This window comes from Tenacibaculum aiptasiae (genome assembly GCF_008806755.1).
Classification (GTDB): Bacteria; Bacteroidota; Bacteroidia; order Flavobacteriales; family Flavobacteriaceae; genus Polaribacter; species Polaribacter aiptasiae.
In genome coordinates, this window is the sequence record NZ_WAAU01000014.1 from 282,903 (window position 1) to 289,911 (window position 7,009).

The 7,009-nt window shown below is 30.4% G+C and carries 8 protein-coding genes; 1 reads left to right on the forward strand and 7 read right to left on the reverse strand.

Annotation, left to right across the window (positions count from 1 at the left end; genetic code table 11):
• Nucleotide 1 precedes the first annotated feature (1 nt).
• The 7 genes from F7018_RS10875 to F7018_RS10905 all read right to left on the reverse strand — a co-directional run bounded on the left by F7018_RS10875 (nucleotide 2) and on the right by F7018_RS10905 (nucleotide 6,049).
• Nucleotides 2–310, reverse strand: a complete 309-nt coding sequence (locus tag F7018_RS10875) for a hypothetical protein (RefSeq protein ID WP_150900088.1) — start codon at nucleotides 308–310, stop codon at nucleotides 2–4.
• Nucleotides 303–1,673, reverse strand: a complete 1,371-nt coding sequence (locus tag F7018_RS10880) for a beta-1,3-glucanase family protein (protein ID WP_150900089.1) — start codon at nucleotides 1,671–1,673, stop codon at nucleotides 303–305. The genes F7018_RS10875 and F7018_RS10880 overlap by 8 nt, the downstream gene beginning before the upstream one ends.
• Nucleotides 1,674–1,740: 67 nt before the next feature.
• Nucleotides 1,741–2,205 (reverse strand): hypothetical protein, encoded by a 465-nt coding sequence (locus F7018_RS10885; protein WP_150900090.1) that lies wholly within the window; start codon nucleotides 2,203–2,205, stop codon nucleotides 1,741–1,743.
• A gap of 18 nt (nucleotides 2,206–2,223) precedes the next feature.
• Nucleotides 2,224–2,619 carry a DUF1842 domain-containing protein gene (locus F7018_RS10890; protein ID WP_150900091.1) on the reverse strand — a complete coding sequence of 132 codons (396 nt, stop codon included), beginning with the start codon at nucleotides 2,617–2,619 and terminating at the stop codon, nucleotides 2,224–2,226.
• Between the two features lie 338 nt (nucleotides 2,620–2,957).
• Nucleotides 2,958–3,704: a LytR/AlgR family response regulator transcription factor gene (locus F7018_RS10895; protein ID WP_150900092.1), complete on the reverse strand. Its 747-nt coding sequence runs from the start codon at nucleotides 3,702–3,704 to the stop codon at nucleotides 2,958–2,960.
• Nucleotides 3,697–5,439 (reverse strand): tetratricopeptide repeat-containing sensor histidine kinase, encoded by a 1,743-nt coding sequence (locus tag F7018_RS10900; protein WP_150900093.1) that lies wholly within the window; start codon nucleotides 5,437–5,439, stop codon nucleotides 3,697–3,699. The genes F7018_RS10895 and F7018_RS10900 overlap by 8 nt, the downstream gene beginning before the upstream one ends.
• 85 nt (nucleotides 5,440–5,524) lie before the next feature.
• Nucleotides 5,525–6,049, reverse strand: coding sequence for a hypothetical protein (locus F7018_RS10905; protein ID WP_150900094.1), 525 nt, complete (start codon nucleotides 6,047–6,049; stop codon nucleotides 5,525–5,527).
• Between the two features lie 266 nt (nucleotides 6,050–6,315).
• Between F7018_RS10905 and ruvC the strand changes: the two genes are divergently transcribed.
• Nucleotides 6,316–6,867: a crossover junction endodeoxyribonuclease RuvC gene (gene ruvC, locus F7018_RS10910; RefSeq protein WP_150900095.1), complete on the forward strand. Its 552-nt coding sequence runs from the start codon at nucleotides 6,316–6,318 to the stop codon at nucleotides 6,865–6,867.
• The last annotated feature ends 142 nt before the right edge of the window (nucleotides 6,868–7,009 follow it).

Here is a 7,009-nt window from a genome sequence, read left to right on the forward strand (position 1 = left end):
GTTACCACTGAACAACAGTTTCGTTGTTTTTATAAATAACTTCACCATACTCGGTAATTTCAAAAAGACATTCTAATGTAGAATTTTGGTAGTTTGCAGAAAGTTCTCCACTAAATTCTTGCAATCCAGTATTTTTCCATATTGCCTGATTAGGATTTTCAGGAGTCATTTTTCCTTCTCCTAAATTCAATCCATCAAAATTCAATGAAGTTGTAATGATATTAGTTGTGGTATCTATGCTGTATGATATTTCAAGTCCTCCCATTCTACGGACTCCTTTAATCGGTGATGTAACTGTACTATTAGACATTTTCAATATGTTTTAATTTTTGTTGAGTTGTTTTTTTAGCTGAGGTATCAACATCAAAGAATGATACTTCAAGTGTGTTTATTTTTGCAGGGTCTAGTGATACCTGTACTGCAGAAAAACGATCTGAATAAGCAAAATTGTATGCTTGTGATAGTGGTTGCAACATTGCTGCATACTGGTTATAGTAAGCATCATTACTCTGTAAGTTTCCAAATAATTTAGTGTTCGGAATTTTACTAAACCAGTCGCTACTTTTCATCGCTCCAGTTTGAGTTCCACCAAAAGAAGTTGTAGAACCAATAGCTCCAATATTAAAACCAGCTAATAAATCGCCAGTAATCCATCCGTATACATCGTTTGCAGGACTTTGTTTCGCTGCTTTATTTAAAGAAAACATGGCATTGGCTCCATAGATGCCATTAGGATTAATCAAATCTTCTTTTTTATAAAACATGGTAACATTGTTTCCTCCAACAGTTCCAGTTAATGTAATATCTAAGCTAGCATCAATAGTTGCTGTTAAATCATAATCTAGAGCGCTTTGTGGTCCTGTAGGTGGAACATGTGGTCCAACACCATTAAAATGTCCACTAATTTTAGCAATAACTCCATTACCTAATCCACTAATAGATGTTGCATCCGCTTTTGCAGAAGTTCCAAAGTTGTCGTTTAAATAGGTTAAATACGATTCAAATAAATGGTATGGAGTAATTGGTACTCCACCAATTGGTGGATATGAAGAAGGTCCAATAATTCTAGCAAATCCAGAACCATGCTGATTCTTATGTTGTTTAAAATTTCCTGGTACTAAAGCAGGTTTTGCATTTGCTAATCCAGATTTTGGAGTATTAGTTAACTCTTTCAAAGCTTCATATACTTGGTTTGAAGAAACTCCTTGTTTTAAACCGTAATCAATCTGTTCTGGAATTAATTCGTCTAAAGAAGTTTTTAATTTCATAGGAATACTCCAATAGTCGATACTAGTTAAATCAGCAACATCTGTAGCAGCTCCATTAAAAGTAAGTTCCATTTTGTCATATCGTAAGAAGAAATTTGGATCAGTAATATTTTGAGCAGGTTCGTAATATGGATTTACAACTTTCCACGCTTGTCCGTAACAAACGTAAATTCGTCCACTAAAATTTTTTACTTGTACTCCGTTTTTTAATTCTTCATAAGAATACCAGTTTCCTTCGCCACTAACTGTGTTTACTGGTTTGATGTCGATTTCTAAAGGCTCTAATTCTCCAGCTTTATAACTAATGTTAAATAAGTCGTCAGTGCTTCCAGAAACAAAACCTATATAGATATTTTTTTCAGTAACATCTATTCCTTTGTTAAATTTTATGGTTAATATACTCATGGTAGTAGAGGTTTGGTTAGTTATAAGAAGTAAGCTCTATTAAAGTAATATAGAGCTTACTTTGAAATTATACAGTGGCTTCGTTACCGTGTAACCTTGGGTTTAAAACACCAGCTGTTATAGTATAGATAGGTCCATTTGGTCCTTCTTGAGCAAAACCGAAAATTCCGTTTGCACCTTCCTGATATATTTGGTTTTCTCTTTCTTCAAAAGGAACAGAAGCCCATTTTTTTACATCAGATTCAGAAACTGTAATTGTTTTACTAGGATATGAAGCATCAGAAGGACAGAAAATTTCTATAGAAAAACTTCCTTCTAAGCCATTTTCAAGACCTAAAAACCATGTAGGTGTTGGCCCTGATCCATTTTGTCCAGGAGGAACTGGTAAATGAATGTTTTCATTTACAGCAGATGATCCTTTGCGAAGTGTTCCATTACAAACCCCTGTAATTTTGCAGTATAATTTAGCGCCATCATTAGCTCCTGGATCATTCTGACTTAAAGCCGATAGTTGAAAAATGTTGTTAGACATAGTTATAGTGGTTTTAAATTATAAATTGAAAATGTGTCCATTAACAGGTACTTTTTCCTCATGTTTACCTTGGAAAGTAAATCCACCTTCACCATTCCAATCAGCTTTTAAAGCCATGTTTGCTTCGAAAGGAAATTGTAATGGAGTTAATTTATTATCAGAAGGAATACTTCCTTTTAAACTTAATACTCTTACAATATCTCCCAACCCAGTTGAGTATACTGTTCCACTTACTTTTCCAGTATAGCTTTTTTTATCGGTACCTACATTAATGGTAACTGTTCCACTAACTGTATGGTTTTCTGGGTGTACTAATAATGAAAAGTTTACGATAGTTGCTAAAAGATTAGGAGCAAAGCCCATAGTTCCTTTAAAATATATTGTTTCTACTGCTGTATCTACTGTTGTTGACATAATTAATCAGATTAGTTTTCCTACTCATAAGGCTTTTCGGATTCCGCCTCGTTTTTTAAAATGGTGACTGCTCCATTTTAGTCTAAGTTTGGTTAGTTATTAAATAGTAAAGTGTAGTAGTTATAGTATGTACCGAAAACACGGTTGGGTTTCTACACTTATTAGTATTTAAGAACTACGAAATAATTTGTGCTAGCGCTTTATTTCTGACCTAAAATTAGATTAGAAGTAGAGGTGAGCGGAAAAAAATGGCATAAGCGAGTATATTTTTTCCATAAAAACAGAAAAAAATAGCAGGAAGATTTTCTTAAGCTAATCTTGTATGTGTTGTGTACGAGTTACTTAAGTGTACGTACTTTTTTTATAATATCTTTATAACGTTCGCTTAAGGTAGCTTTCTTATTTCCAGTAAGTAAGATTAAATTGTCTGCTGGAATAATCTCTGTAATGTGTTTGGTGTTTACTATAAAGTTTCGATGTGTTCTTTGGAAAATAGGGTTGTTTAGTAGTTGAAGAATTTTAGTTAATGAAATAAGAATAACAAATTTCTCTTTTTCCGTAACAATATTGCAGTATTTTTCTTCAACATCGATATAAACAATATCAGTAATTAATACTTTTTTTAGCGATTTCCCTTTTTTAATAAATAAATGATCCTCACTAATTACGGTGTCTTCTTCATCACTTAAAAAGACATCGTTTTGTGCATAAAACTTTTCAACGGCCATTTCAATAGCGTACAAAACTTCTAATTCGTTAAAAGGTTTCATTAAAAAGCTAAACGGTTGTGTTAGCTTAGCTCTTTCAAAAATACTTCGATCTCTTGAACTTGTTAAAAACACAAAAGGCTTAGAAGAATTAGGTACAGCATTGATGGTTTCGGCAAAGGTAATTCCATCAGGAGAACCATTTAAAAAAATATCGATAATAACAATGTCAACATCAATTTTATAAAATTGATCTAAGGCATCTTTAAAGTTTCTAGCAATTCCAGTAACCGTATAATTGTTGTCTTCAAGAACTTGAATTAGACGATCACTTTCAGCAGGAGTATCTTCTATAATAAAAACATTCACATTATTCATTCGAAGGATTTTTAGGTAAAGATACAATCATTTTGGTACCTTTTCCTAATTCACTTTCAATATCAAATTTTCCATTGTTTTTTCGAATCATCGATTTACATAATTGCAAGCCTAAACCTGTACCAATTACATCTTCGTGTTCTTTTTTATGTAAAAGTGCAGTGTCTTTTAATAACTCCAAACGTGTAGCTTCACTCATTCCTAAACCTGTGTCTTCAATAATTAAATCGCAAAAATCATCAGAAGAGTTTTGAGAATATATTTTAATACTACCGTTAGGTTTAGAAAACTTAATAGCATTGTCTAATAGATTACGTAACACAATTTTTAGGGATTCCTGATCGGCAAAAACAATATCTTTTTTAGAAACGGTATTTTCTAAGCTCAACTCCTTTTCTAGTAATAAAGGTTGGTAGTTATAAGACACTTGTTCTGTAATAAAAAATAAACGTAATGAGCTAATACTAAAGTAGCCTTGGTTGGTTTGCAATAAAGCCCAATTTAAAAGATTGTCTAAAAGACCGTAAGCACCATTAACAATGGCACTGTTTTTTTGAAGTAAATTACGTAATGCACTCAAATTATTACTGTCTAAATTTTTAACTAAAGAACCATTACTGGTTTTTAAAGCATTAACAGAAGAGCGTAAATCGTGGCTTACAATAGAAAAAAGTTTGTCTTTAGTAGCGTTTAAAGCATCAAGGTTTTCTTTTTGATTAGCAATAATCTTATTCCGTTTTACTTTTTCTCTATAGAAGTAAAGACTAATTCCTAAAAGAACAAATAAGCCAATAGCAGCATATAAAAAGATTGTACGTTGAGTTTCTTTTAATTCATTTTGAACTTGTAAAATATCAACCTCATTTTGTTTTTGTTTTACTGCAAACTCTTTTTCTTTTTGAGCTACTGCATAAATTTTGTTTTGATCGTTTAGAGAGTCTTTCCATTGTTGAGCTTCTTTTCTATATGCTAGAGCTTTTTTAAAGTCTTTACGATTTTCTTCTATTACAGACATGTTTTTAGAAGTAGATCTTCTTAAATCAAAATTTGTTGTTTGTTTAGCTAGTGAATAAGCTTTTTCAAAAAAAGGAATAGCTAAATCATCTTTGTACTGTTCATAGTATAAAGTAGCTATGTCTCCATAGCAACCAATTAATTCTATGGTATCATTTTTCTTTTTATGAAACTCTAAACTTTTTATTAAATAAGGTTCTGCTTCATTAAATTTTTTTAAATGTAAATAAGATAAGCCTAAATTATGGACTATTGAATTTTTATCAATTAAATTATTTTTATAAGAATAAAATTTTAGAGCTTTTTTAAAATAAGAAATAGCTTTTTTAAACTTTCGTTGATTAAGTGTTAATTCACCTAAAATAGAATTAATTATATCTTGATGTTTAAAATTTTCTGAAATTAAATTAAATTCTTTTTCAGATTCAATTAAAAGTTTCTTTTTTTGAAAAGAAAAAGCTCTTAAGAAATGTGAATAATCAGCTGTATTTAAATTAATATTTGGGACATTTAATTGTTTATTGGTGTAAATTAAAGTTGAATCCCAATTTTTTTCAATAAAAAAAGTAGAAGCTTTTAGTAAGGGTAATGGAGAGTTGTGCTTGTTTATTTCTGAATTAATTTTGTTGTAGAATATACTATCAATAGCTTTTTTTTGAGATAAACCTTTTCCAAAACTGAAAAAAAATAAAAGACCGAAGAAAAAATAATTTCTATGCATTTGATTTCAATAAAATTTAAAACAAAAGTATAGAAAAGAAAAGGTTGATTATTTAATAATTCAACCTTTTTCTAAATATTTGTTTTTAACCAACAGATTCTTTAACAGTAGTTTCTGTTCCTCTAGACCCTTCCGGATCTTCATCCCATAAAAATGAAGTAATGAATTTAATATCACTCGGTTTTGGAGCAGTTTTATTTGGCCTGTGTGCTTTGTTAGGAGTGTATTTGCTCCAATCTACATCAAAATTAACTCGAATTACTTTAAATGTCCTTTCAGGAGTAAGTTTAGCATCGTAACAGATATAAAAGTTTAAAAAAGGTGTTTTGTCATTGGTATAGCTAAAGTCTTGAATTACTTTAAAATGACTATCAGAAATATCTTTTACTGAAGTGTCAATAAAAGCAATAGCACTTACACTTTTTAAAATTCCTTCCTTGGTAGCTTCCGCAGCAACTAGCGGTTGTAAAGGACGTGAATCTCTAGGAAAAGAAAACTTTACTTCTTCTTCAATTACTTTAAAACTAGTAATAGGAATTTCTATTCCTTCTGGTATTACTTTATTAGAACAATCAGTGCCGTTTTGAGATTGTTGTAGTGTTGGGTTCATAATGAATAGTTTAGATTTGGTTAATAATATTTTATTGTTTCTTTTTCAAATAAACAATAAAATATTAAGCTGTTAGAAAAAAAAGGAATAAGATGGAGGTTTACAGGAATAAGATTTGTTTTTTAAAGAACAAAATATAGAGGGCTTGTCATAAGAGAAATTTTGATTAGAAAAGAGAAAGTAGATTATACTAATCTATATTAGAACACGTAGGTTTATAAACGATATTAAATGATTAGTTTTGTATTTATAGAAAGTAAGCGTTTTTGAAGACAGAAAAAATAATATTAGGTATCGACCCAGGAACTAGTATCATGGGGTTTGGAATTATAAAAGTGATTGGTAAAAAGATGGAATTTGTTCAAATGAACGAATTACTTTTAAAAAAGTACGACGATCATTACTTAAAACTAAAACTCATTTTTGAACGTACTATAGAATTAATAGATACTTATAATCCAGATGAGATAGCTTTAGAAGCTCCGTTTTTTGGAAAAAATGTACAATCTATGTTAAAGTTAGGTAGAGCGCAAGGAGTAGCAATGGCAGCAGGATTGTCAAGACAAATTCCAGTTACAGAGTATGCACCTAAGAAAATTAAAATGGCTATTACTGGAAAAGGAACTTCAAGTAAAGAACAAGTAGCAATGATGCTAAAGTCTTTATTAAACTTAAAAGAGCTACCAAAAAATTTAGATGCTACTGATGGTTTGGCTGCAGCCGTTTGTCATTATTATAATTCAGGAACCAAAATAGGCGGTAAAAACTATACTGGTTGGGCAGCCTTTGTAAAACAGAATCCGAAAAAGGTTAATTAATATTGATTAGTGATCAATAAACAATTACCAACAATAATGTTATGAAATTTCAAAAATCCTTTTCTCAATTTTAAAAACTACAAGAATAAATAAGTAACCTAGATAACTGATAACTGATAACTGATAACTGATAACTGATAAC